Here is a 24,368-nt window from a genome sequence, read left to right as displayed (position 1 = left end):
TCCGACAACACATCGAAACGCGCGAGGCGCTGCAGTGATGCGGCGCCTCGTCTTTGTTGTAGCGCGGTTAGCCGATAAAGCGCTGTAACGTCCCGCGGTACTGCGACAAGTCAAACTCGTAGCGCCCGGCAAGGACCGGCTCGAATGTGAAGCGATCGTACTCATAATCGGGCCAGAACTTTGCAAAGGTCTCCCAGCGAACGCGATCGCCGACTCGCGTGACGCTGACGGCAATGCCGCCGCATTCTATGTCGAGGCACTCGCGGCAGCCGTAGATCTGCGCTCGGCCTTCAAGGCGCTGATCGCCGGAAGCTTCGCTTAAGAGCTGACGCGCAAAATCGCTGCTGTCCCATTGATCGCTAAGGACGGCAACATCATCAGTTTTCAACACTTCTCGTAGAGAAATGCCGTCGATGACAAAATCGAAGAAGTCTTTCGCGCTTCTATTCCCGTCCTTTGAAAGGACTTGGGCGAGCGATACCGGCACCAGCGTCAGTTCAGACGGGAGCATTTTCTTTCCGCACCTTCGGCTGAGTTTCCACGCGTAGCTGGCCGCAGGCAGCGGCGATATCGCGTCCCATGTTCTGGCGCACGGTCACCGGAACGCCCGCAGCTTCCAGAATCGCCGCGAACCGCCAGATCTGCTCCTGATCCGTGCCGGCATATGACGCACCTGGCGTAGTGTTGTAGGGAATTAGATTCACATGGTAAAGGTGCCCCGCCATACGGCGCGCGAGCTCCCGTGCATTTTCATCGGAGTCGTTGACGCCGCGCAGCATCACGTACTCAAAGAAGACTTTTCGTTTGGTCTTGCGGATATATCGATCGCACGCGGCCATAACTTCTTCGAGCGAAAACTTGCGATTGACCGGCATCATCGAACTCCGGATCTCATCGTTCGGCGCGTGAAGCGAGATTGCGAGGTTCACTTGCAGATGCTCGTCGGCAAAGGAATCGATCTTATCCACGAGTCCGACCGTGGAAATCGTGATATGCCGATGGCCCAAACCCAATCCATGCGGATCGTGCAGAAGCGCGACCGCGTCCATCACCGCGTCGTAGTTGTGAAACGGCTCGCCCATGCCCATAAAGACGATGTTGGTGATCCGCTCGCCCTTAGCCGCGAGCTCGCGCGCAAAATAGCGCGCCTGGTCGAAGATCTCGGTTGCCTCCAGGTTGCGCGTGAAGCCGGCCTGGCCCGTCGAACAAAACGCGCACGCGAAGGCGCAGCCGGCCTGCGAGCTGATGCAGACGGTGTTGCGATCGCGGTAGTGCTCCATCAGCACCGCTTCGACTTCCGCGCCATCGGCCAGGCGAAAGAGTCCCTTGCTCGTTTGCCCATCGCTCGAGCGCTGCACCAGCACCGGCGTGACCGAATCGAAAGCAAAATCCGTTTCCTGCAGCTGCGCGCGCAGCTCTTTGGGCAGCGGCGTCACGTCGCCGACGTCTTCAACCAACTCTTTGGCGGCTGCGCGATAGATCTGCTCGAGGCGGTACGGTTTGAGATTGAAATGCGCCGCGAAGGCCTGCGCATCGGCAAACCCGGCGCGCCTCACTTTTTCCGCAAACCATATCTCTTGAGGATTACGAGCCACGGCGGCGATTATAACACGGGGCGGGGGCCGAACAAGTCCACTTGCTCCGGAACGCTCGGCTTGGCGGCCTGAGCTTGTAGCTCATCGAGCTTGGCCCTCACCTGTTTGAGATCCGACCAGACCTGGCGCTTTGTCTCCGTCAGCGCCATGCCGCCCTGGCGTAAGACGTAGGCCGGATGAAACGTCGCCATCAACGGAATGCCGTTCGGCCCCTCGAACCAGAGGCCACGCGACCGCGTGATGCTGAACGTGGCGCCCAAAAACGATTTAGCTGCCGGCGCGCCCAGCGCCAGAATAACTTGCGGCGCAATGATTTCGATTTGTTCGTCCAAATATGGGCGGCAGTTTGTCATCTCGATCGGCATCGGCGCGCGGTTGCGCAGTTTACCGCCTTCTTCAACGGTAGGCCGGCATTTGACCGTGTTACAGATGTAGACGTCTTCGCGCGGAAGATCGATTGCTGCCAACATTTTGTCGAGCAGCTCGCCCGCGCGTCCGACAAACGGACGTCCGAGCAAATCTTCCGTCTCACCCGGACCTTCGCCGATCAGCATCAGCCGCGCGCACGGATCGCCTTCGCCATACACGTTGTTGCGCCGCTCGTAGCCGATCTGGCATTTCCGGCATGCGGCCGCGACGGCTGCGAATTTTTCGAGCGCGCGTTCGCGCCGCGCGCGGTCTTCCAAACTCATTGCAGGCGAACCGCTTCGCCGTGCGCCATCACAGCCGTCACGCCGCCCTCATCCTCGACCGCGTCGAACCGAATCTTGATAACCGCGTCCGCTCCCAGCGCCGAAGCATTGCTGCGCAGCGACTCAAGCGCTTCTTCGCGAGCCCGCTCGGCGTCGGTCAGGTATTCGATCGGTGCGAGGCCGATGAACGCGCCTATGCTGCGGAAGGTCGCGCGCAGCATGCTGTGCGGACGGCTGGCGGAGCCCGTTACCCGTCCCAGGCTGCTCGCGACCCGAAAGCCGTCGGGCGCATCCAGGGTTACCAGATTCTCTTTGGCAATCATTGGCTTGAAGTGAACTCTTCCCCATCGGTGCTTATCGTCCGTCTGGATGCGATTGGCGATGCGCTCGCGCTCGTGCCCTTAATCGCCGCACTGCGCGAGCGCGGCGCGAGCGTGGACGTCGTTTTGCGGCCGGCGAACGCCGGCGTTTTTTCGAAGGACGCGGTCAATGCGGTGCACGTTGCCACGTTTCCGTTGCGCGACAGCTCGCCCGAAGCGCGCCGAGAAATCGCGCGGCTCGGCAGCGAGCTGGCGGCCGCGCACTACGACTATGCGCTGATTGCCACGGAGGATCTTGCGGGCTACCAGCTAGCTCGCGTGAGCGGGGCGCGCCGGCGCATTGGGTTCGAGAACGGCTGGGGCAAGCCGCTGAAAACGCTATGGGCGCGATTGCTCTGCACGAGCACGGTTCACCGCACGGCGGGGCTGGATCCACGCGCTCCGCATGAAAGTCAGGTGCTGTTTTCGCTCGGACGCGACATCGTCGGAGGTTCCGCCGTGCCCCGCGATCCCACTCGCCTGCGCCCCTTCGTGATCGATTCCGAACCTGCACCGGACGACCGCGTCGTCTTGCAAGTCACCGACAAATGGAATCGCATGGGAGCATCGCTCGACGATCTCGTCGCGCTCGCCCGCACCCTGAGCGCGCGTCACACGATCCGCTTCATCTCTGCCGCAGTCGAACGCGCTTACGCTAAGAAGTTTTCCAAAGCCGCCGGAGTTTCGATCGAATACTTCGCCGAGCTCGAGCCTTGGAAAGAGGCTATCGCCTCGGCCAAAGCAATCGTCGCTCCGGATTCGGGCGCGGTGCATGTAGCCGGAATGGTCGGAACTCCTACTGTTGCGGTGTTCGCCGTCCAGAACTTCGCCCTGCAGACCGCCCGCTGGTCGCCGTGGGCGTCGCCTTATCGCGTCGTGAAATTGGAAGGCGCGTGGCCGGTCATCGCGGCGGATGCGTTGGAAGATCTGCTCCGCGACACAGCCGCGACTTATAAAGGGTGATGCCGCCGTCGCGCCGCGCCGTGATGTAGGTTTGGCTGCTCGTCAATAACCCAACGAGCTCGCGCGATTCATTCAGTCGAACGGAGTCCGGAAAGTCGGTGTCGGTCAGCAAATAGCAAGCGCGCACGGAGCTCTGCGACCCCTCAGGCAATAGCGTTGCATTCGGATCGGTCGCGGCGAGGTGCGTATACGCTTCTTCTTGCGTGGCGACGTTTAGGTCGGGCGGAAGTCCAGCCAAGAACCCGTCGAGCCGCGCATCCCGGGCGGCAGGCGCATGCAGAAAGTATCCCGGGTGCAGCGGATCCGCGACTACGAACTCGAGCGCACACAAACCGATACACCAATACAATAGGACGTGCGCGCGGCGCGTGTTAGAGCGCGCGATAGACGCTATTCCGAGCGCGAAGGCAAAAAACACATACCCAATCCAAGCTCCGGCGTAATGCGATCCCATCGTAAACGTCGTCGGCATCACAGAACTCAGCACTTCGAGTAGCGGCAGAATCGCGAGAACGATGGCGCGACTGCGGAACGGTACGAATAACAGCGGAACGAAAGCGAGCAACAAATAACCGGCGCGTTGGCCCAATGCGCTCGCAATGGCAGAAGCTAATCCGCCCCAGAGGCTCCAGTGCCAGCTATAAAAACGCGTGGGGGCCCAATTGGGATTGGCGTTCGCGTGCGGCTGAATGAGTGCGAAGTACGCCACGAAGACCACGGCTGAAGCTATCGCAATGCCGAGCGCCAAACGCATTCGCCGGTGGTCCCGCCGATAGCTCGACGCGCCGATTAGCCCTGCAACGGTCAAAAACAGCGCTTGGTCTTCTTTAATCGCAAGCGCGAGAGCAGCGAATACTACGGTTGCAACGACATAGCCGCCGTCGAACGCCCATAACAGCCAGGCGATTGCGGCCGGCGCTAAACCATTTTCGTGAAAGTCGTTGAACGTGACTCCGGCCAGCGGCGGATAGAGCAGCACGACGAACGCCGCGAGCAGCGCAGTCTTGCGATCCGCGTAACGCCGGACGATTCCATAGATCGGCGGTGCAGTCAACGCCCCTGCGATCGCCTGCACCGCCACCAGCGCCAGCGCCGAATGCCAAATCGCTACAACTGCACCGACCGCGTAGAGGATCGGCGAAAAATGAAAGGCCCAGTGACTGCCTTCGATCGGATTGCAGAAACAGCCGAACGCGCTGGCCGTGGTTTGCGCAAAGATGCCGAGGTCGACGAAATTGCGATGCCCCGCATACCGGATGTAACCCAGCGCAAAAAACACAACTGCGTAAACGACGACGGCGCCCCAAAGCACGCCGTCGCGCAGACTGCCGGGACGATCTAGCGGTCGCGCCGCTGCTGCAGATACGGCCAAATGAATGTGTCGATCTCGCCGTCCAGTACGGCGGCGGTACTGCCAGTCTCGACGTTGGTGCGATGGTCTTTGACGAGTTGGTACGGATTCAAAACGTAGGAACGGATCTGCGACCCCCACTCGTTGGCGCTGCGCTCGCCGCGTAATTCGGCCAAACGCTTATCGCGCGACTCCAATTCGCGCTGCACGAGTTTTGCGCGCAGAATGTTCATGGCTACGTCGCGGTTCTGGGCTTGCGAGCGCTCCTGTTGCGAGGCCGCAATCAGTCCGCTGGGTTCGTGGATGATGCGCACGGCGGACTCGGTCTTGTTCACGTACTGGCCGCCGGCGCCGCCCGATTTAAAGGTTTCGATGCGCAGATCTTCGGGATTGATCTCCACCTGCACGTTTTCGCCCGTCTCGATTTCCGGAATAATGTCGACTGCAGCGAAGGATGTATGCCGGCGGTGCGCCGCGTCGAACGGCGAGATGCGAACCAGACGGTGCACGCCGCGCTCGCTCTCCATCATTCCGTACGCGTTGCGCCCGCGGACAAAAAAGGTCACCGATTTCAGGCCGGCTTCTTCGGCCGGCGATTCATCCACGACGTGCGTCAAAAAGCCTTTGCTTTCAGCCCAGCGCAGGTACATTCGGGTAAGCATTTGCGTCCAGTCGGCGGCATCCACTCCGCCGGCGCCGGCAAAGATGCTCACGATGGCATTGTGCGCGTCAAACTCGCCGTCGAAGTTGGCCGCCATCTCGGCGTCGTCGAGCCGCTGCTCGGCCAGCGCGAGGTTCACTTCGACCTCTTTGCTTGCGGCGTCGTCTTCCGGAAAAAGCGCGAGCAGTTCGCGCGCCTCGCTGAGGGCGCGCGAGATCGCATCCATCGCATCGACGTCATCGCGGAGTTCGGAAAGCTGCTTCATGGTGCGCTGCGCGGGCTCGGGATCGCTCCAAAAATCCTCGCTGCGCGTGCGGGCGTCGAGCTCGCTGATCAGCCGCGTCTTGCCGGCATAGTCAAAGACGCTCCTTGAGCGTCACGAGACGCTCGGAGAGCCGGCCGATTGCAGTGAGCTGCGAGTCGCTCATTTTCGCGCCCTTCTGCGATGTTGGGGCCGGCCCTTTCCATCGCGCGGCTTTCGCGTGAATGAATGCACACGGAGGAGAGTATGCAGATCCAACAGAGCATCGCATCGCTCATCGGCGGCGCGATTGACGATTCTATCGGAAGCGACGCCGTCGCGGGCGCGCCGGACCGGCCCTCGGCCTGGAACGCGGGGCACATGGACAAAATCCGGCGGTCACCATTTCCGTCATGGCCTTCAACGGCCGGCGCGGCCGGCGGACTGGGCGCGATCCTTTCGCAGATCATGAACCTGCTGCAGCAACTGATGTCCGCGCTCGGAGCGAGCGCGCAGCCGTTCTTCAACAGCGCCCAAGGATCGTCGCAAGGCGACCCGCATCTCGCCTTTGACGGTACGACGGGCACGGGCACGCAGCAGGCGCGCTTCGACAGCATGGACGACCATCCGGACTTGCTGGATTCCAATTCGTTCCGCGGCGGTTTTCAGATCGCGACCGAGGTCACGCGACCCGACGCGAACGGCGTGACCTTTAACCGGCGAGCGGCGGTCACAACGAACTTCGGCGCGACCCAGGTCTCGCTCGACAACCACGGCCAGGCCCGCATCACGCGTAACGGCAAGTCCACGCTCTTGTCAGCCGGGCAAAGCTTGCAGCTGGGGCGGAGCGAGAGCGTCGTACGCAATGCGGACGGCTCGGTCGTCATCTCGGAGACGAACGAATCGGGCGGAAGCATTACGACGACCCTGCGCGATAGCGGCCCGGGCGTGGACGTCTCCGTGGCGGCGCAGGCGGTTCAACTGGGCGGGGATTTAGTGCGCCACCCTTAATCTCTACGCCATGAGGCGTCTGCTCATAGTGGCAAGCCTCCTCATGGTCTGCGCCGGCGCCGCAAGCGCCACAGACCAATACTTGCCCGCGAATCTGAGCGCACCGGAGATCGTGGCCAGGGGCAGGACGGCACGCGGGACGCTCGCGCCAGGGCGTTATGTCATTGTCGATCGCATTCGCGGCGGCGGGATCGAACGCGTGCGCACGACCCACATCGACGGACCCAACTCCATTGCGATCGTACAAGCTCCGATGTACACGACCGCTTCCGGCGTGTACAACGGCCAGGGCTGGAATCAAGACGAAAACGGCGTGGTACTCCTGCGCAGCGATTTTCGCAGATACGTCGATCCCAACACGCAAGCGCTGTTGCATCCGGAGAATCCCGACTACCACGTTTCGGTTCTGGGCTTGACTCGAACGCAGCCGCAAGAATACGTAATCGAGGCGAATCCGCCGGGAGGAAGCGACCAAGTCCGCTACTACGACGCGAAGACATTTCTGGTCGACCGCTTCATAACGTTCGACGCCGATCTTCACCAGCACGTAACGGAGTTCAGCGATTACCGGTCCGTTTTCGGAAGCTTGCGTCCATTTCGCATTCACAGCTACGACGGCCGTCCCCAGAACGACACGGTCACCGAAACGGTGTCCTTCGAACAAGCGCCCGCAAATAGCGCGCCGGTCGCTATGCCGACGTCGCGTCCACTGTACACGATCGACAAACCGCTTTCCATTCCCGCAACGTTCGGGCGCAGCGGCATCATCGTGCGCGTGACCGTCAACGGCCGCGGGCTGGATTTCTTGCTCGACTCGGGCGCCGGCGGCTTGGCGATCGATCCCGGCGTCGCGCACCAACTGGGTCTGACGACGTACGGACGATCGAATCAGACGATCGGCGGCGAAGTTGACGTATCGCGGACCCGCATCCCCGAGCTCGACGTCGGTCCGCTAAAACTGCATGACGTCGCGTTCAGCGTTATCCCAATGAACTATTACACGGACGGCGTGCGCATCGTCGGCATTTTAGGCTGCGACTTCATCGCTTCGTCGATCGTCGGGATCGACTTTCAAAAATCGACGGTGACGCTCTATCCGGATTCGTTCGACCCGCACGCTCTCGGAATGGCCACACTGCCGCTTCAGATGGACGACGGCGTGCCGCGCGTTCAGGCGTCGTTCGAGGGCGTCCCGGGCTTTTTCTTGGTCGACACCGGGGCCACGGGTACGGTCGCCTACGACACGTACGTAAAAAAACTGAAGTCTGCTCAGCCGCTCGACGAAGGCGTGAGCCTGAACGCGATCGGCGGGACCGTCCCCGCCCAGCTCAAGCAGCTGACCGACCTCAAATTCGGCGGGATTCATTTCGGCGACGCCATGGTTTTCGTCCCGAGTTCCTCGACCTTCAACTTGAGCGACTACGACGGGATTTTGGGCCGTGACGTGCTATCGCAATACCAACTGTACTTCAACTACGCCAAGCGGCAGCTTTACATCAAGCCGGCATAGCGCCGATCGAAAAGTAGGTTCATGTGTCCACGAAATTGGAGCGCGGCGATCATGTGTTCATTAGGCCGCTGAACATTATGGGTGAGGTCATCGAGCCGGACACCCGCACGGTCATCGTTCGTTACAAAAAAGAGGACGGCGAGCTAATCGAGCACCGCTTCCCGCCCGAGGATTTAGAGTACCGCCCGAAGCCACACTTGACCTAACCGGGCGGTGGCGGGAGCTCGACCTCGGTAACGGAGCCGCTCGGTACTTCAAAGCGGACGAGGTAAATCGTGGTCTCGCAATCTTTTCCGGCCGTCACGGTTATAGCGTCGACGAAATGCATCAACACGGCTTTCAGGTCGGCATCGATGTCGGGTGTCGGCGGGATTATCGGAGTCTTGGTGCCGTCGCACTTGATGCCTACCAGAATTGAACCGAAACCTTCGTGGTTAAATCGCGCAAAAGTTGTAGCGGAGGGAGCGGATATCTCGATGCGTGCGGGCCACGTTGTGGTTAGGGGCGGAGCCGCCGGTGCGGGCGCAGGCGTTGCCACTTGAGCCAGGAGAAACGCGAAGAGAACCGTCATCCCGCCACGCCGTTACGGCGCATTACGCGTCGAGCTAAAGTAGATGCCGAGGTCGAATGGCCATAAGACAAGCGCTAACACGCCGCTCCAAAACGACAGATGCAGAAATCCAATCGTGAAGAGCCAGCCTGCGAACCAGAGTAAGCCGGTCGCGCTGTGCTGTTCTATCCTGATTTTTTCCATATCTGAATCCTTCGCCAGCTAAGCCGCGGCTCCGTGACATTTCTTGTACTTCTTGCCGCTGCCGCACGGGCAGAGTTCGTTGCGTCCGACTTTGCGATCGGCGCGATGCACGGGCTGAGTCGGCGTTTCGTCGTCGCGATTCGTGTGCAAAGCGCGGGGTCGCGCAGGCTGAGGAATCATCTGGCCGGACGGAATCGGCTCGAGCGACGGACTGCCGGGCAGGCCATTGCTTTGTGCGCCTTGCGGCGGCCCTTCCTCGATCACGACGCGGAATACGCCCTTGATCGCTTCGTCGGCAATGTTGCTCTTGAGGTCCTCGAATATTTCGTACGCTTCTTTTTCGTACTCAACACGCGGATCGATCTGGCCATAGCCGCGCAGGCCGATGCCGCTCTTGAGGTGATCCATCACATAAAGATGATCCACCCACATGCGATCGATGATCGGCAACAACAGATAACGCTGCTCCACCATGCGCAGAATTTCGGGCGTTACCTCAGCCTCTTTAGCCTCATATGCTTCGAGCGCTTTATCATGCAGCACGCGCCGGATCTCTTCGCGGTCCTTTTTCTCGATGTCCGTAACCGACAGCGACTGCTTAATCGGAAAAATCAACTCGAGTTCGTTGATCATCTCCTCAAGATCCCAGTCACTGGGATGCGCGTTCTCGGGCGCATTGCCTTGCACCGCGCTGTCGACCTTAGCTTCCAATGTTTGCAGCATGAATTCGCGTGAATCGAACGTGCCCCGCAGAATCGCGCGCCGGTCCCCGTAGATTACCTCGCGCTGCTTGTTCATCACGTCGTCGTACTCGAGGACGTGCTTGCGGATCTCGTAGTTGTGCGCTTCGACTTTGCTCTGCGCGCGTTCGAGCGATTTGGTCACCAAACCCGATTCGATGGGCGCTTCGTCGGAGAAGCCGACGCGCTCCATGATATTGGTCATGCGCTCGCCGCCGAACAGACGCATGACCTCGTCCTCGAGCGAGACGTAGAACCGGGTCGAACCCGGATCGCCTTGGCGTCCGGAACGGCCGCGTAGCTGGTTGTCGATGCGCCGCGACTCGTGCCGCTCGGTACCGATGATGTGCAAGCCGCCGATCTGTGCGATGCCGTCGCCGAGTTTGATGTCGGTGCCGCGGCCCGCCATGTTCGTGGCAATAGTCACCTGGCTGCCCTGACCGGCATCCTTGATGATCTCGGCTTCCTGAGCGTGATACTTGGCGTTGAGGACGTTGCACTCGACGCCGCGCCGCCGCAGCTGCGCCGCGAGCATCTCGGACTTCTCAATCGAGCGCGTGCCGACCAACACCGGCCGGCCCTTTTCGTGCTCGGCGATGATCTCGTCAACGACAGACTTGAACTTGGCCTGCTCCGTCTTGTAAACGATGTCGGAGTTGTCTTTGCGAATCATCGGCATGTTCGTCGGAATGACGACGACGTCGAGCCCGTAAATATCCCGAAATTCGCGCTCCTCGGTCTTCGCGGTACCCGTCATGCCCGCGATCCGTTCATACAAACGGAAATAGTTCTGGAACGTGATCGTGGCCAGCGTTTGGTCCTCGCTGCGGACCTTGATGCCTTCCTTGGCTTCGATCGCTTGATGGATGCCGTCGGAGTAGCGCCGGCCGTACATGAGGCGTCCGGTGAACTCATCAACGATGATCACTTCGTTGTCTTTGACGATGTACTGCTGGTCGCGGTGGAAGAGATTCCATGCCTTGAGCGCCGCGTTCAGTTGGTGCGTAAGTTCGATGTTGCGCTGATCGTAGAGGTTGGTGACGCCGAGCATCTTCTCAACTTTGGCGACGCCGGCTTCCGTGATCGGTGCGGCGTGCGCTTTCTCGTCAACGGTAAAATCTTCGCCCTTCTTCATCCGCGGAACGATCTGCGCGAACTGTTCGTACAACTCGGTCGGCTCGGTGCCCTGGCCGCTGATGATGAGCGGCGTGCGCGCTTCGTCGACGAGGATCGAGTCAACTTCGTCTACCAGCGCGAAGTACTGCTCGCGCTGCACCATGTCTTCGACCTGCCACGCCATGTTGTCGCGCAGATAGTCGAATCCGACTTCGTTGTTGGTCACATAGGTGACATCGCAATTGTAGGCGGCGCGACGCTGCGCGGGTTCGAGATCGTGCTGAATGACGCCGACAGTTAAACCGAGCGCCTCATAGATCGGTCCCATCCACTCGGCGTCGCGCTTGGCCAAATAATCGTTGACCGTTACGACGTGCACGCCGCGGCCTTCGAGCGCGCGCGCATAGACCGGCAGCGTCGCGACCAAGGTCTTGCCTTCGCCGGTCTTCATCTCGGCAATCCGGCCTTCGTAGAGAACCTCGCCGCCCATGATCTGCACGTCGAAGTGGCGCATGCCGACGCTTCGCTTGGCGGCCTCTCGCGCCACCGCGAAGACCTCCGGCAGCATGGCGTCGAGCGACTCGCCGGCGGCTAGACGCTCGCGGAAGTACGGCGTCTTTGCGCGCAGCTCGTCGTCCGAAAGCGCGGAAATCGCCGGCTCGAACGCGTTGACTTGCGCGACGGTGCGCCGCAGACGGCCGATCTCTCGTTCGTTGCCGTCGAAAAGTTTGAGAATTGACATGCCTGTCTTAGTACCGTTCGTCGCGCGCGAGGGTTGCTCTAGCGGGTCTCGGCCAGGGGCAGGGTAATCGTGAACGTGCTTCCCCGGCCCTCGGTCGAGGCGACCGCGATGCTGCCGCCGTGGACGTCCACGATCTTCCGGCTCACATACAGGCCCACTCCCGAGCCGGAGATGCCCTTGCGCCGGGCGTTGCTGGCGCGGCCGAACCGGGTGAAAACCTGGGCCAGCTCGTCTTTGGGGATGCCGATCCCGCGATCGACCACGGTTATGGTGGCGTTGTCGTCGCCCCGGCTTACCCGCACGAGCACCTCGCCGTCCGAATACTTCAGAGCGTTCATCAGCAAGTTATCCAGCACGTGATTAAAACGCCCGGGATCCAGCGAAACGGGCACGGGCTCCTTCGAAGCTTCAAAGCGGATGCGATCCTCGGCGCGGTTGCGCGCCTTCACGCTCTCCTCCAGTACTTCGCGCAAGTCGAGAATCGAGCGGTCGAGTGAAAAACCGCCGGCCTGCGTCTGCGCCAGCGCGACCGCGTCTTCGGAGAGCCGCACCAGCCGCTGCGTCTGCGAGTAGATCGTTTCGAGTTCTTCGTGCACGGCCGCGGGCGCGTTCTCGAGCAAGAGTTCGCAATAGCCCGCGATGACGGTGAGCGGACCTTTGAAGTCGTGGGCCAGCATCGCCAGCAGGTCGTCTTTGAATTCGTTGCTTTCCGAGAGCGCGCGGGCCAGCTGTTGAATTCGCTCGAAACCGATCGCGGCCGAAAGCGCGAGCTCCAGATGCGAGGCGAGCGTGCGCAAATAGACGCGGCGCTCAACGTCTTGCCAATCGAAAGCTCCGGGCGAGTCCATGAAGAGTATGAATCCCCAAACGTTTTCGTCGCTCCGCAGCGGCACCACCGCTCCGCTGTTGCTGCCGAAAAGACGTTTGCGTTCGGTGTCGGGCAATTTTTCGGAGAGCGTCAGATCGCCGCGCTCGAGCATCGGCAAAAGGTGCGAGGCATCGAAACGCACCGGCATACCGGCACGCGCCGGTTCGAGCGTTCGCACCGCGCGCCGCATCGCGGCCGTGCGATCGACCTCATAGATGGCGCACGCGACCTTCACCTCGTGTGAAACGGTAACGGCAAAAACGAGAACGACTTCTTCGACCGTGCGCGTGTCTCGCAGCATCCGCACGACGCGCTCCAGCGACTCGGCCCGCGCCCTGCGCAGACGTTCGAGTTCGTACACTTGGACGTTGGCCAATGCCAGCGCAACGTGCGATGCCACCGAGCGCAGCAAGAGCGCATCGATTTCGTCAAACGCGTTGGGCTCCGTAAAATGAAGCGCGATTGCGTTTTCGACGCGCCCCTCGATAATCAACGGTGCGATCAAGGCAGACCCGGCGTTCATGGCGCGCATCAGGCCATCGTGCGGATCGTCGGTCGCACGCGCTCGCGTGATGACCGACCCTTTGAAAACGTCGTCCAGCCAGGTTTGCGCGATCTCCACGGTGGCCGGCATCGGTGTGCCGACGCGGTCTTTTTGCGCCTGCGCCAGCACGCGCGCAAAACCGGGAGCATCGTCTCGCCCATAAATGACGGCGCGAGCCGCGCCGAACGCGGCGCGGATGTCTTCACTCAGGGATTCGACGATGCGTTTGCGGTCGAGGATGTGGCCGGCGCGTTCGTTGATGAGCGCAAGCAGGGCATTCAGCTTGGCTTCGCGGTCGGCGGCCGGCGCACGACGCTCTAGGGCGATAGCGCGAGCCCCGTGACGCTGCCAACCGGCAGCGCTATCGCGACCATCGGCGCGACATTTCCATTGGCTGCCGGAGCAAAGATCAACAATTTGTTCGCCCCCGCATCGGTCACGTAGATGTTTCCGGCCGCGTCCAGTTTCACGTCAAGAGGATTCGAAAGTTGGGTTAGCGCGCCCGCGATGACGCGCGTCGGCGCGACGTTTCCGTTCGCTCCGGCTGCAAAGATCCGGACGCTCGGATTGCCGTTGTCGGGATCGGTCACGTAGATTACGTTGTTCGCATCCAAGGTGATCCCGGTTGGCGCGATCAGCCCCGTGGCAGCTCCGGCGATTACGACGCTCGGCGCCACGTTGCTGTTGAACGGAATCGGCGTCGGCGTCGGCGAGGGACTTGCGGACGGATTTGTGGTCGGCGTGGCCGTCGGCGTCGTCGATGGAACGGGCGTCGGAGTCGGAATGACGTACGCCGTCACCGAGCCGCTCCCGCGGTTGGTCACGAAAATTCTTTTGGTCGAATCGATGGCAACGCCATTGGGACTGTTCAGCTGCGTGAGGTTGCCCGCAATAACGACCGACAGCCCCGGCGCCGAGACCGACGTTAGCGGTGTGAACACTAGAATGGCGCTCGTAAAGGCTCCGGTCGCCGACGTGTTGGCCACAACGAGCGTTCCGTCGCTCACGAGCGCGATGCCGTGCGGCTGATCGAGCAATGTTCCCGGACCGCTCACTGTTGCGAACGGTAGCACGTTACCGGTGGCGAACTGCGCGTAGACGTTAATAGCGGCGGCCTGTGTTCCCGGATTGTAATTCGTTGTGTACAGCCGCGTCGAACTGTCGAATGCCGCGTACTGCGGTCCGTTGAGCTGCGTGTTCGAGCCGCCGATCGCGTATTGCGGCGTCGCGGCTGCCGCCGGACTCGGCGTATAGAGCTCTACGACGTTTTGCGTCGTGTTGGTCACGTAGAGTGTGCCCGTGACAAAGTTCGGCCCAATCCCGGGGACGCCGCCGCTTGAGGGGACGGTGTTGTACCCCCCGCCGCCGCCGCACGCGGCAAACACGGCACCGCATGCCAGGGCAAAGATCAGTCCGGGGAAAGAGCGACGCAGCATACTTCTCCTAGAGGGGTGGCTTCCCAGGATACCCGCAGCGCGGATCACTTTCCTGGAAAATGCAGGGCAAAGGCGATAACGAACAGGGCCACGACCAGGACCGCGACCACAATCGTCGCGGTCACCCGCCGCACGTAACGCGGCCGGCTCGACTCCGTATCGATGATTTGACGCGGCATGGCTCTTGGGGTTAAACGGGATGCCTGGCCGGATGGTTCACATCGTCGGCCCGGACTGCCCTGAGCAGCTGCCCAACCGTGACGAACCGGTAGCCGGCCGAGCGGAAGGCTGCCGCCACCGCCGGCAACATCTCGATCGTGGCGAGTTTGCCGCTATGCAGCAGCACGATATCCGGCGCGGTCGCAGCGTGCACGATGTGCTGGGTCAGCTCGCCCGGCGACACCACGCTGGTGCGCCAGTCTCCGGGGTCGTCGTTCCAAAGCACCGTCGTATACCCCAGCGACTGCGCTATCTGCACCGTGCCGGCCGTATAGCGCCCATGCGGCGGCCGGAAGAACGTGTCGATGGCGGGATCGCGCACGATCGCGCTGAGCGAAGCACGGCCTCCCGCGATCTCGTTACGCACTTGCGCGCCGGAGAGCAGATCGAGATCGGGATGCGTTTGCGTGTGATTGGCGATCTCGTCGCCGCTGCGTTCGATCCGCTGCGTAAGCTCGGGCCAATGCTGCGCGTCGTGGCCTATAAGGAAAAACGTCGCCGGAAGCTTCAGCGCGTTTAGCTCGTCCAACAGCAGCGGAGTGAAAACCGGATAGGGACCGTCATCAAACGTTAGCGCGATGAGCTTTTCGCCGTGCACGGGAGCGCCACTTATCGCCGGATCGCGAAGCAAGCGCCTCACGTGCCCGAGCAGCGACGGAGCGACGGCTTCGCGCGCATCCATCTGCGGCGTTACGATCGCGGGCTGCAAGTGGCTCGCGTGAAGAAATAGCCGGTAGATGCCATAAGCGATAATGGCGCAGACCGCCAACGCAGCGATGGCTCGGGCCCGGTTCATTGCGGGGATTGTGCAGCCAGCGAGGAGACGAGATCCGATCCGACGATGACGGTGACGTCGCTCGGCTTTGCGGCGCTCGATGAAACTGCTTCCGAGATTACCGGTACGCTTTTGGCGGCGGAACCCAGACCGCCGCGAACCTTCAGGCCCGCCAGCGCCAGACGGGAATGCTCGCGCACTTCGGTGGTCGTCACGTTTGACGAAACCGCATTGCTGACTTGCGCTATTTGAAAGCCCTCGGATCGCAGGAGCGCGGCTACGCGTTTGGCCACGCCCGGAATTCCGGTTCCGTTTTCAACGTCCACACGCAGCGAGCTTGGCGCGAGCGCCGCCAAGGCGCCCGGATCGGGCGGCGCGGACGGCTGCGGCGGTGCGATCAGCATCGTTCGCACCAACTGCGCGCGTTGCGTTTCATCCGCGACGATCGCAGCTCCGCCGTCCGGCAGCGTCACGTCCGCGACGTATGGCACTTGCTTAGAGGTCAGTCCGTTCGGCCCCATGTCGGCAAAGGCCGTCGCGATGCTCACTTCTTCCTGGCGCGATAGATTGGTCGAAACGTCGCGGTTGATGGTTGCGAGCAGATCGTTCAAATGCAAAAGCGTGTTCAGCTTATCCGCCGTCAACTTGTGCAGCAGCGCATGCAGCACTTCTTGTTGCCGCATGATGCGGCAGGGGTCGCCGCAGAAGTCATGCCGGAAGCGCATGTACCCGACAGCCTGCGCCCCGTTGAGATGCTGCATGCCCGGCTTGAGATGGATATGCAGGTGGCCCCAGCTGTCGTCGTAATCCAGCGGACCGTTCACGCAGCCGTGCGGGTGCATCAGGCAGTCGGCATTCATGACTTTGACATCAACGCCGCCGATCGAGTTGACGAAATCCTTGGTTGAATCGGGGCGAAAAACCATATACCGGTCGAACCCGGGAATGCCCAGGAATTGCGCGATGACGGTTTTTGCTTCTTTGATGCCGCCATCCGATTGCGCCTGATTGATCTTCTGGCGGCCGCCGTTCGGAAACGTTGCGACCATATCGCGCGGAATCGAAAGTTGATAGACGCGGTGATTCAGAAAATCGAGATTCACCGCCCAGATGACGTCGCTGCGCGCGTGCGACGAGTACTCAATGTCTTTGGCGGTGTAATCGTAATCGAGGCCTTCGATCAAGACGAGAATGTGACTCTTGCCGAAGATTTGCTGCGGTGAAGGCGTCAGCGCGGTCGCAACAATTTGCCAGACGGGCTTCCGCTGCGCGACCGACATGCCGGCCAGCGTCGCGACGCAACCCAATACCAAAACTCCGAGCACCATTGCAACGCGCTTTAGAGTCCGCCCGCGCGGCTGCCCCGGCGATTCGATGTAATCTCCGGGCGCCATGTGCTTACCCATGATTCATCCGTCCGTGGAAATCGAACGCGGCGCTGCGCTCGAGCGTGACATCGACAAACTCTCCGGGCGCTGCGCGGCCGGTAAAGTGAATTGCGCCGTCAACGCCGGGCGCTTCGCCCATCGAGCGGCCCACCCAGCCGCGCCGCGTGCGCGCCTCCACCAGCACGCGAACCGTCCTGCCGATACGCCGCTCGCGCGCCTCCAAAGAAGCGCGGCGCTGAGCTTCGCGCAAGCGCACTAGGCGGCGGCGCTGCTCGCGCGCCGGCACCTGTTCTGAAAGTTCGGCGCTTGGCGTGCCCTGCTCGCGGCTGTATTGAAAAAAACCGACGCGATCGAGGCGAGCTCGCGCGATCCACTCTTCCATATACTGTACGTGTTCTTCGCGCTCGCCGGGAAACCCAACGATGAACGTCGAGCGCATGGTCAAGTCCGGAATGCGCTCGCGGAAGCTTTCCAAGATCTCGAGGTACCGCTCGCCGTTTCCGGGACGCAGCATCGCGCGCAAGACGTCGGCATGCGCGTGCTGCAGCGGCATGTCCATGTACTTGCAGACCTTCGGCAGCTCGGCCATAGCCGCGATCAATTCCGGGTCGATCGTCGCGGGATACAGATACAGCAACCGGATCCATTCGATGCCGTCGATTTCATGCAGTTGCCGCAACAAATGCGCCAGGCCGCCGCGGCGGTATCCGCGGTCGCGCCCCCACATCGACGTATCTTGTGCGATAAGCACGAGCTCGCGCGTTCCGGCGCCGGCCAGCGCGCGCGCTTCCTTTAGAATGGCCTCCTCGCTGCGGCTGCGGAAGCGGCCGCGCAGCAGGGGGATAATGCAGAAGGTGCACGGGTGATCGCAGCCTTCGGCGATCTTTAAATAGGCGGTGGCGCGCGGAGTCGTCACGAGCCGCGGCAGAAAGTCATGTTCGGGCTCGGGTTCGAAGCCCAGGCGCGCGGGACGCGCTCCGGCCTCAACCTCATGCAGCAAGTCCACGATGCCCGCGTATGCGCCTGTTCCGATGACGCCGTCTATTTCGGGCACGAGGGCCTGGAGCTGCTCGCCGTACCGTTGCGCCAAGCAACCTGCAACAATCAGCTGCTGCCCGGCTCGTTTGCGCTGCGCCTGTTCCATGATCGCATCGGTCGATTCGGCTTTCGCGGGGTCGATGAACGCGCACGTGTTCACCACAACGGTGTCGGCCGCAGCCGAGTCGGCGCAGAGCTCCCACCCGGCTTCACCGAGCTTTGCAATCATGACCTCGGTGTCGACCAGATTCTTCGCGCAGCCGAGGCTAACGAAACTAACGCGCTTGCGCACTAGCGATAATTGACGAATTGCAGCGGGAGCTCGTATGGCAGTGAGCGCAGGTGCGCGATCACTTTCTGCAAATCGTCCCTGTTTTTTCCGGAGACGCGAATCTGTTCGTCCTGAAACTGCGCGTTGACTTTGAGCTTCAGGTCTTTGATGGCGTCCATCAGCGGTTTGATCTTGTCTTTCGGTATGCCGCTCTTTAGCGTGATCGTTCGCCGCACCGTATCGCCCGCGGCGGGTTCGATGGCGCCGAGTTCCAGGGCTTTGAGGTCGATGCCACGGCGGACGGCCTTGGATTGAATGATGTCAACGACGTTTTTCATCTTCATCTCGTCGTCCGAGGTGACGGTGATTAGTTTTTTCCCGTCGTACTCGATCTTCGTCTTGCTGTTCTTGAAATCAAAACGCCCGGCAATCTCTTTACGCGCCTGGTTCAGTGCGTTGTCGAGTTCCTGTTGGTCGATGCGTGAGACGATATCGAATGATGAATCGGTTGGCATAATTTAGAGCGAAAAACGTTTCTCCACGACGGCGCCCTTCGCGCCGAGTTTGCCGGCGGGTTTACCGTTAACCGTTACCTCTACGCCGGCTGCATTGCCGGCGAGAACGACCGCGGTTTTGCCGTGAAAAGTCTTGCTCGTGCCCCGCGGAAACGTACCCTCAATACTAACATTGCCGTCAATGGTAACCCTGAGCCACGACCCGGACGTAATGTTGACGGCGAGCGTCCGCGTCAGCAGCGGCTGCGGGACGGGTGACGGGTGCGGCGTTGAGCCGGTCGGTAGGGCGGAGGGCGCGGGCGTGGCGCTTTGCCGCACTGCGGTAACGGCGTTACGCGGCGGCGACAGATAGAGGTAAATCACAAAGCCGATCAGCCCGATTGCGATGACCCCTGCGATCCAGATTAGGGGCGCGAGGCTGCGCTGGCCGGGCGCGGCGGGAGACGCCGGCGACGCTGCGGACGAGGCGGGCGGCGGCCCAGTGGCGGAGTTGAACTCGGCAACCGCCTCTTCAGGATCGAGGCCTAAGAAGCGGGCGTACGTGCGCAAAAAGCCGCGGATGTAGACAGGCGCGCCGATCGCCTTCCAGTTTTCTTCTTCAATGGCCGCGAGATAGACCGAGCGAATGCGAAGTTGTTCGCCGACCTCTGAAAGCGTGAGGCTCCGTTCCTCGCGCGCAGCTCGAAAGCGTTCGCCCAGCCCCATCGAGCTTCTGTTAGAGGCCGTATCCTGTTATCCTGTGTCTTTAGATGATGGAAAAAACACGCGTAATCGCCGCAATGAGCGGCGGCGTTGACTCGGCGGCGGCCGCCGGCCTGCTGGTTGAAGCGGGTTACGACGTCATTGGCGTGACGATGAAGATGTATTCGCAAACGCGCGCGCCTCACGCCCGCAGCTGTTGCGGCGTGGACGATTTCGACGATGCCCGTCGCAGCGCCGCGGCACTCGGAATTCCGCACTACGTGCTTGATTTTGAGGAGACGTTCCGTCGGAGCGTGATCGAACGCTTCGCCGATGAGTACGCTGCCGGCCGCACACCGAACCCGTGCGTCTCGTGCAACAACTTCGTCAAGCTCGGAACGCTGCGCAAATACGCCGACTCGCTCGGCGCGCAGTACGTCGCGACCGGTCACTACGCGCGGATCGAACAGCGCGATGACGGGCCGCATCTGTTCCGCGGACTTCATGCGAAAGATCAGGCATACGCGTTAGCACAGCTCACACCGGATCAGCTTGCGCGCTTATTGCTTCCGCTCGGTGAGCTCGACAAACAAACGACTCGCGAGCATGCGCGGCGACTCAGTCTGCCCGTGCATGACAAAGTCGAGTCGCAAGATATTTGTTTCGTTGAAGGCGCGGACTACCGCGACATCGTGGCTGAGATGCGCCCCGAGTCTGCGCGCGAGGGTGACGTCGTAACGCTGGCAGGCGAGATCGTCGGGCGGCACGCCGGCGTGTCAGGTTTTACGATCGGCCAGCGCCAAGGTTTACCGGCGAGCGGTGACGGTGCGCGTTACGTTACGCGGATCGACGCCGTCAGCAATACGATAGTCATCGGCCGCGAGGACGAACTAGCCGTTACGGGGCTGGTTGCGAGCGAAGTCAACCTTATCCGGCCTGAGCGTTTCGGCGATCCGCCGCAAAAGGTGTTGGCGATGACCCGCTACCGCGCGAGTTTAGAGCCTACGCTCGCCACTATCGATGGTGATACGCTGCGCTTGGAGTTCGAAGCTCCGCAAAAGGCAGTTTCGCCCGGCCAATTGGTCGCGCTATTCGACTTAGACGGCGAAGAGGTGCTCGGCGCCGCCACAATCGAGCGCACGTTTTAGGGCTAGCGGCGCGCCCCAGAGTGTCATCCTGAGCATGTCGCTAATTAAGCTGTTGCTAAAGCGACGTCGTCGCGCAAATTCCAATACGTGTCGCGAATTACGGGTTTGAAGCCCGCCTTGATAATGATCTCTTCAATGTCTTTGCGCGTTGCGGCGTTGGTCGAGCCGGCGTCGTGGACGACTTGCTCTTCCAGAATCGTGCCGCCCATGTCGTCGCAGCCGTAATACAGCGCGACCTGGCCGATCTTCAGCCCCGGCGTCAGCCACGAGGCCTGCAAGTGCGGAACGTTGTCGAGATAGAGTCGCGAAACCGCGAGCACGCGTAAATACTCTAGGCCGGTCGCCTCTTTCCCGCGCAACGGCGTCTTCCACGGCACGTAGTACCACGGAATGAACGCGGTAAAGCCGCCCATCTCGTCCTGCAAGTTGCGGATGACGTCCATGTGCTCGACGCGTTCCTCGTCGGTTTCGATCGAGCCGAACATCATCGTCGCCGTGGTCGGCATGCCGAGCTTCTGCGCCTCGCGCATCACGCCGATCCATTCGTCCGGTTTGACCTTGCGCGCGCTGATGCGCTTGCGCACCCGTTCGACCAAAATCTCCGCGCCCGCGCCGGGCAGCGATTTCATGCCCGCCTCTTTTAGGCGCACGAGAATCTCGGGGACGGGCAGCTGCTCGACCGTCGAAAGCCCGACGACTTCAGAAACCGAGAGCGAGTGCAAGTCGACTCTCGGATATTCGCGCCGCACGCGAGCGAAAAGTTCCTCGAACCACGCTAGGCGCAGTTCCGGATTGACGCCGCCTTGAATCATGATCTGCGTCGCGCCCTGGTCGGCGGCGAACTTCACGCGCGAAAGCACATCGTCGTGCGACATCGTGTAGCCTTCGCCGTGCTTTTCGGGCCGGAAAAACGCGCAGAACGTGCAGTGCACGTTGCAGACGTTGGTATAGTTGATGGTCGTGTCAATCACGTACGTCACGACGTCGTCCGGATAGAGCTGCATTCGTCGCGCGTGAGCGGCGGCGCCGAGGTCGTGAATGTCGGCCTCTCGATAGAGCCGCACGCCTTCCTCGAACGTCAAGCGGCCGCCCGAGGCGGCACGGTCCAGCAAACTAGCTAGAGACACCAATGGCCTCCGGAACGATGGGCGGCAACGCTTCAATGGCGCCGATGGCGAGCAGCTCGCGGCAGTACGCCGCCAACCCGCGCTGCGCCGCCGAATGGAACGTAAAGTTCAGCTTCGCGTAATAATTCTCGTAAAACCCCGCGGGACGCGCGATGATTCCTTGCGCGAGCGCGATGACCGCCGGCATGTTGCCGCGCGCCCATGTATAGGCGTCGGTTAATGCATGCATGCACGCGCGCACGGCGTCGGGATCGCGCTCGTAGACTTCGCGGCGCGCGACCCAGACGGCGAAAACCGTCTGCTCGCCTGTCCAGTCGTGCCAAAGCGTTCCGAGATCGTACACATTTTCAACCGGCAAAGTGAGCATCGCGTCGATCGCGCTATCGCCTATCAGCAAAGCCGGCTGGCCGGACAGCGCGGCTGCGGCTGTGTCGCTGCTTTCGACAAACTTCGCGTGCACGCTGTAGCGCCGTTCGAGCAGAACGCGCAGCAAGTTTCGCCCCGTCGCCGATTCGGGCGTCACCGCAATCTCCGCGCCGTCCAGCAAGGCGGGTGGCACGTTCGAGACGAGCACGACCGAGATTACCTCATCGCGTGCACCGATGCAAAGATCGGGCAGTAGCACATAGCGATCGGCGTCCTGCGCGTAAGCGAAAGCGCTGATCGGGCCGACATCGAGCAGCCCATCGCGCATCATCTCGTTCAAACGCGACGGCACGTCTGCGTGCAGCTTGCCGGGATACGCGATGACGCCTTCATCGAATGCCGCGTACACGGGCAGGTCGTTTGTGTACTTGATGCGCCCGCAGTTAAGCATACACTTCTTCCGCTTGCGCGGCGGGCGGCGTCCAATCGTAGGGAAACGTTTCATACGTGCTGTTGCGGCGCACCGGAACGTACCCGGCTTCTTCGATGAGTCGCCTGAACTCACGGTCGTCCACGTACTGCCCCGATTGCGTGCCCGCGCTGTGATAGATCAGCTCTTCGTCGGTGCTGCCGTGCGTGCCGTCCATGTCGTCGGCGCCGAAATGGAGCGCGACTTGGCAAATCTTGAGTCCCTGGATCATCCAGTACGCCTTGATGTGATCGAAGTTGTCCAGCATCAGGCGCGAGACGGCGAACATCTTCAAGTCGTCGAGTCCGGTCGTCCAGCCGCAATCGTTGAGTTCGTTGCCGTCGGGATGAAACGCCAGCGGAATGAAGGCGTTGTAGCCCGGCGAGCGCGCTTGCGATTCGCGCAGGCGAATCAAATGGTCGACGCGATCCTCGAGCGTTTCGATCTGGCCGTACAGCATCGTCGCATTCGAGGCGATGCCTTGGCGATGGAGCTCCTCATGAATTGCGAGCCAATTGTCGGTCCCGACCTTGTTCGGACAAATCTTGCTGCGCGTCTCCGGAGCAAAAATCTCGGCGCCGCCGCCGTTGACGTTGTCGAGCCCGGCTGCCTTCAACGTGGCGATGAGCTCCGGATACTTCATCCGGTGGCGCCTGGCCATGTAATCGAGCTCGGCGGCGGTGAAGAGCGAGAGCTGGACGTGCGGAAGGCGTTCCTTGAACCGGCGCATCAGCGGAAGCCAGTAATCCAGCGAGAGTTGGCGCGGATCGTGGCCGCCGACGATGTGAATCTGATTGAAGTTCGTGCCGGTCTCCAGCGCCTTGGCCAGCACTTGCTCGGCGGCCATGCGCACGATGCGCTCGGGCTCCTTGAACTCATCTGCCGCAAACGAACAGAATTTGCAGCCCGCATAACAGACATTTGTCGAATTGATGTAGCGGTTCAGCACGTAATAGACTTTTTTGCCGCTCTTGCGTTCCTTCTGCGCGCGCGCCATGCGGCCAAGCGAGTGCAGATCGCGCGTCGCAAACAGCGTCAGCCCGTCTTCAAACGAAAGCGGGATGCCTTCCTCAACTTTGTGTTCGATGGGTTTGAGAGCCGGGTCGATCACGTGCGCAGCCATCAGCCGATGCTTCGGAATCGGCAGCATCCCCCCTGGTGGCGGCGGCTCTTCAACGCTCGACGACCGGATGGCCGGCGAACTCCATCACCGCCGTTCCGGCCAGGATAATCGACAAGGCAAGCATCACGCCGCCGATGACGTCCGTGATGTGATGAGCCGCCAGTTCGATCCGCGACCAGATGATCGCCAGCGTGATGAACGTCAGCACCGTGAACAAGGTATAGCGCAGCCAGTTAGGCAGCTGCGATCGCAGTGCAAAGAGTCCGCTCAAGAAGTAAAACCCGGTCGAGATTGCCGCATGCGAACTGGGATATGAGAACGCGGTCTCATGGCGTATCAACCAGTCGGTGCGGCGCGGCCGCGCAAAGAAATGCTGGAACTCGGTTGCAGCGAACCAGCAGATCAACGCGACAGCAACCGTGAATAACGCCGGCAGGCGCCACTCCGGGCGGAAAATCGCAAGCACGATCAGCGCTAGGTAGAGCGGCCCCAGCACGTAGCCCCAACCCATCTCAGTAAAGGTCCATGCGATGCCTGTGCCGTGGCCTCGTATCTGCAAAGCAAACACCGAGAGCGCGTGCGGCTCGGGATGCGTAGTTACATACCGGCCAAGCAACAGAAACGCGGCGAAGAGCACCAGCGCCGCGACAAGGTGTTCGATCGCG

General features: G+C 61.4%; 27 protein-coding genes. 6 read left to right on the top strand and 21 right to left on the bottom strand.

Annotated elements, in window-relative coordinates; all coding sequences use genetic code 11:
• Positions 1–67 precede the first annotated feature (67 nt).
• Genes VFO29_01885 through VFO29_01870 form a run of 4 tightly spaced genes read right to left on the bottom strand, consistent with a single transcriptional unit; the run spans position 68 to position 2,610 of the window.
• A complete protein-coding gene (locus tag VFO29_01885; GenBank protein ID HET9392263.1) occupies positions 68–511 on the bottom strand; it encodes a hypothetical protein in 444 nt (147 codons plus the stop codon).
• Positions 498–1,595 carry a 23S rRNA (adenine(2503)-C(2))-methyltransferase RlmN gene (gene rlmN / locus VFO29_01880; GenBank protein ID HET9392262.1) on the bottom strand — a complete coding sequence of 366 codons (1,098 nt, stop codon included), beginning with the start codon at positions 1,593–1,595 and terminating at the stop codon, positions 498–500. The genes VFO29_01885 and rlmN overlap by 14 nt, the downstream gene beginning before the upstream one ends.
• Positions 1,596–1,603: 8 nt before the next feature.
• On the bottom strand, positions 1,604–2,287 hold the full coding sequence (locus VFO29_01875; GenBank protein ID HET9392261.1) for a uracil-DNA glycosylase: 684 nt from the start codon (positions 2,285–2,287) through the stop codon (positions 1,604–1,606).
• Positions 2,284–2,610, bottom strand: a complete 327-nt coding sequence (locus VFO29_01870; protein ID HET9392260.1) for a heavy metal-binding domain-containing protein — start codon at positions 2,608–2,610, stop codon at positions 2,284–2,286. The genes VFO29_01875 and VFO29_01870 overlap by 4 nt, the downstream gene beginning before the upstream one ends.
• Before the next feature lie 27 nt (positions 2,611–2,637).
• Between VFO29_01870 and VFO29_01865 the strand changes: the two genes are divergently transcribed.
• The gene (locus tag VFO29_01865; protein HET9392259.1) at positions 2,638–3,609 is read left to right on the top strand and encodes a glycosyltransferase family 9 protein; all 972 of its coding nucleotides are present in this window, start codon (positions 2,638–2,640) and stop codon (positions 3,607–3,609) included.
• Here VFO29_01865 and VFO29_01860 read toward each other — a convergent pair.
• Positions 3,548–4,981, bottom strand: a complete 1,434-nt coding sequence (locus tag VFO29_01860; protein ID HET9392258.1) for a DUF2079 domain-containing protein — start codon at positions 4,979–4,981, stop codon at positions 3,548–3,550. The two genes, VFO29_01865 and VFO29_01860, sit on opposite strands and share 62 nt — an antisense overlap.
• Positions 4,948–5,955 carry a peptide chain release factor 2 gene (gene prfB, locus VFO29_01855; protein ID HET9392257.1) on the bottom strand — a complete coding sequence of 336 codons (1,008 nt, stop codon included), beginning with the start codon at positions 5,953–5,955 and terminating at the stop codon, positions 4,948–4,950. The genes VFO29_01860 and prfB overlap by 34 nt, the downstream gene beginning before the upstream one ends.
• A gap of 174 nt (positions 5,956–6,129) precedes the next feature.
• Here prfB and VFO29_01850 point away from each other — a divergent pair, with 174 nt between their 5' ends.
• From VFO29_01850 to VFO29_01840, 3 genes are read left to right on the top strand one after another with little or no spacing between them, the layout of a single operon-like run.
• Positions 6,130–6,873, top strand: a complete 744-nt coding sequence (locus VFO29_01850; protein HET9392256.1) for a hypothetical protein — start codon at positions 6,130–6,132, stop codon at positions 6,871–6,873.
• A gap of 28 nt (positions 6,874–6,901) precedes the next feature.
• Positions 6,902–8,383, top strand: coding sequence for an aspartyl protease family protein (locus VFO29_01845; protein HET9392255.1), 1,482 nt, complete (start codon positions 6,902–6,904; stop codon positions 8,381–8,383).
• Between the two features lie 23 nt (positions 8,384–8,406).
• Complete coding sequence (locus VFO29_01840; GenBank protein ID HET9392254.1) at positions 8,407–8,589, top strand: hypothetical protein; 183 nt, start codon at positions 8,407–8,409, stop codon at positions 8,587–8,589.
• Here the strand turns inward: VFO29_01840 and VFO29_01835 are convergent.
• From VFO29_01835 to VFO29_01820, 4 genes are read right to left on the bottom strand one after another with little or no spacing between them, the layout of a single operon-like run.
• Positions 8,586–8,954 carry a hypothetical protein gene (locus VFO29_01835; GenBank protein HET9392253.1) on the bottom strand — a complete coding sequence of 123 codons (369 nt, stop codon included), beginning with the start codon at positions 8,952–8,954 and terminating at the stop codon, positions 8,586–8,588. The genes VFO29_01840 and VFO29_01835 overlap by 4 nt on opposite strands.
• Before the next feature lie 12 nt (positions 8,955–8,966).
• Positions 8,967–9,137, bottom strand: a complete 171-nt coding sequence (locus VFO29_01830) for a hypothetical protein (protein ID HET9392252.1) — start codon at positions 9,135–9,137, stop codon at positions 8,967–8,969.
• An 18-nt stretch (positions 9,138–9,155) separates the two neighbouring features.
• The gene (gene secA / locus VFO29_01825; GenBank protein ID HET9392251.1) at positions 9,156–11,735 is read right to left on the bottom strand and encodes a preprotein translocase subunit SecA; all 2,580 of its coding nucleotides are present in this window, start codon (positions 11,733–11,735) and stop codon (positions 9,156–9,158) included.
• 38 nt (positions 11,736–11,773) lie between these two features.
• Positions 11,774–13,345: an ATP-binding protein gene (locus tag VFO29_01820; GenBank protein HET9392250.1), complete on the bottom strand. Its 1,572-nt coding sequence runs from the start codon at positions 13,343–13,345 to the stop codon at positions 11,774–11,776.
• On the opposite strand from VFO29_01820, the gene VFO29_01815 reads away from it, so the two are divergent.
• A complete protein-coding gene (locus VFO29_01815) occupies positions 13,259–13,468 on the top strand; it encodes a hypothetical protein (GenBank protein ID HET9392249.1) in 210 nt (69 codons plus the stop codon). The two genes, VFO29_01820 and VFO29_01815, sit on opposite strands and share 87 nt — an antisense overlap.
• Here the strand turns inward: VFO29_01815 and VFO29_01810 are convergent.
• The 7 genes from VFO29_01810 to VFO29_01780 are packed head-to-tail and all read right to left on the bottom strand — an operon-like array spanning position 13,465 to position 19,494.
• Positions 13,465–14,583, bottom strand: coding sequence for a hypothetical protein (locus VFO29_01810; protein HET9392248.1), 1,119 nt, complete (start codon positions 14,581–14,583; stop codon positions 13,465–13,467). The two genes, VFO29_01815 and VFO29_01810, sit on opposite strands and share 4 nt — an antisense overlap.
• Positions 14,584–14,627: 44 nt before the next feature.
• Entirely contained in the window at positions 14,628–14,762 is a 135-nt protein-coding gene (locus tag VFO29_01805; protein ID HET9392247.1) for a hypothetical protein, read from the bottom strand.
• 11 nt (positions 14,763–14,773) lie between these two features.
• Positions 14,774–15,598 carry a polysaccharide deacetylase family protein gene (locus VFO29_01800; GenBank protein ID HET9392246.1) on the bottom strand — a complete coding sequence of 275 codons (825 nt, stop codon included), beginning with the start codon at positions 15,596–15,598 and terminating at the stop codon, positions 14,774–14,776.
• Positions 15,595–16,983, bottom strand: a complete 1,389-nt coding sequence (locus VFO29_01795) for an LCP family protein (protein HET9392245.1) — start codon at positions 16,981–16,983, stop codon at positions 15,595–15,597. The genes VFO29_01800 and VFO29_01795 overlap by 4 nt, the downstream gene beginning before the upstream one ends.
• Positions 16,976–18,295, bottom strand: coding sequence for a 30S ribosomal protein S12 methylthiotransferase RimO (gene rimO / locus VFO29_01790; protein HET9392244.1), 1,320 nt, complete (start codon positions 18,293–18,295; stop codon positions 16,976–16,978). Before rimO ends, VFO29_01795 begins: the two co-directional genes overlap by 8 nt.
• On the bottom strand, positions 18,295–18,789 hold the full coding sequence (locus tag VFO29_01785) for a YajQ family cyclic di-GMP-binding protein (GenBank protein HET9392243.1): 495 nt from the start codon (positions 18,787–18,789) through the stop codon (positions 18,295–18,297). The genes rimO and VFO29_01785 overlap by 1 nt, the downstream gene beginning before the upstream one ends.
• A gap of 3 nt (positions 18,790–18,792) precedes the next feature.
• Positions 18,793–19,494 carry a RodZ domain-containing protein gene (locus VFO29_01780; GenBank protein HET9392242.1) on the bottom strand — a complete coding sequence of 234 codons (702 nt, stop codon included), beginning with the start codon at positions 19,492–19,494 and terminating at the stop codon, positions 18,793–18,795.
• 44 nt (positions 19,495–19,538) lie between these two features.
• Between VFO29_01780 and mnmA the strand changes: the two genes are divergently transcribed.
• Positions 19,539–20,618, top strand: coding sequence for a tRNA 2-thiouridine(34) synthase MnmA (mnmA, locus tag VFO29_01775; GenBank protein HET9392241.1), 1,080 nt, complete (start codon positions 19,539–19,541; stop codon positions 20,616–20,618).
• Positions 20,619–20,662: 44 nt separating this feature from the next.
• Here mnmA and mqnC read toward each other — a convergent pair whose 3' ends face one another.
• Genes mqnC through VFO29_01755 form a run of 4 tightly spaced genes read right to left on the bottom strand, consistent with a single transcriptional unit; the run spans position 20,663 to position 24,340 of the window.
• Positions 20,663–21,745, bottom strand: a complete 1,083-nt coding sequence (mqnC, locus tag VFO29_01770; GenBank protein ID HET9392240.1) for a cyclic dehypoxanthinyl futalosine synthase — start codon at positions 21,743–21,745, stop codon at positions 20,663–20,665.
• Positions 21,732–22,562 (bottom strand): menaquinone biosynthesis protein, encoded by an 831-nt coding sequence (locus tag VFO29_01765; GenBank protein ID HET9392239.1) that lies wholly within the window; start codon positions 22,560–22,562, stop codon positions 21,732–21,734. Before VFO29_01765 ends, mqnC begins: the two co-directional genes overlap by 14 nt.
• Positions 22,555–23,703: a CofH family radical SAM protein gene (locus VFO29_01760; protein ID HET9392238.1), complete on the bottom strand. Its 1,149-nt coding sequence runs from the start codon at positions 23,701–23,703 to the stop codon at positions 22,555–22,557. The genes VFO29_01765 and VFO29_01760 overlap by 8 nt, the downstream gene beginning before the upstream one ends.
• Before the next feature lie 49 nt (positions 23,704–23,752).
• Positions 23,753–24,340 (bottom strand): phosphatase PAP2 family protein, encoded by a 588-nt coding sequence (locus VFO29_01755; GenBank protein HET9392237.1) that lies wholly within the window; start codon positions 24,338–24,340, stop codon positions 23,753–23,755.
• Positions 24,341–24,368: the final 28 nt, after the last annotated feature.

The organism is Candidatus Rubrimentiphilum sp. (assembly GCA_035710515.1).
Lineage (GTDB): Bacteria > Vulcanimicrobiota > Vulcanimicrobiia > Vulcanimicrobiales > Vulcanimicrobiaceae > Rubrimentiphilum.
Note: the sequence above shows the minus strand (reverse complement) of the source record. Positions and strands in the feature narration are given on the sequence as shown.